The following is a 524-nucleotide window of genomic DNA, read 5'->3' as shown; positions in this document are numbered from 1 at the left end:
GGAATCTGCAATAGAGGAGGCAAGTACATGCGATACCATGATAATAGTTGGTACATCGCTTGCAGTATCTCCTGCAAATCTTTTGCCTGTCTATGCAAAACAGAACGGTGCAACAATGATCGAAGTAAACATCGAAAAGACACAGATGTCATCGCAGATGGACTTGTCCCTGCAGGAGCCTGCCGCAAAAGTGCTTCCGGAAATTCTTGGAAATATCTTGTCCGGGAAAAATGCGTGAATTTGTGGATTAATTGTACAAATATGAAAAGAATTAGTCTGTTGCATATGGTATAGAAACAAAATTTTATACAAATCAGGATGTATTCGTGAAGTAAATCACACTAATTATTAAATATCAGAATGACGTATACTAATCAATGCGGAAAGATGCAAATTCTGGCAAATGAATTTGCGTGATCCTGCGAAAAATGGTACATAGTAGAGCACAGTAGGTTGTGCGAAAGGGGCAAGAGAATGCTTTTGCCTATACAGGGTCACGCCATTTTATCCCTTTTCGTTTTTAA

The 524-nt window shown here is 38.9% G+C and carries 1 pseudogene; it reads left to right on the top strand.

Going from position 1 to position 524, the window contains the following annotated elements:
- Positions 1 to 238: pseudogene (locus tag DYY66_RS02095) on the top strand (hypothetical protein); the annotation flags it as partial.
- Positions 239 to 524 lie beyond the last annotated feature (286 nt).

Origin of the sequence: Candidatus Nitrosotalea sp. FS, assembly GCF_011319475.1 — an archaeon.
Lineage (GTDB): Archaea > Thermoproteota > Nitrososphaeria > Nitrososphaerales > Nitrosopumilaceae > Nitrosotalea.
Note: the sequence above shows the minus strand (reverse complement) of the source record. Positions and strands in the feature narration are given on the sequence as shown.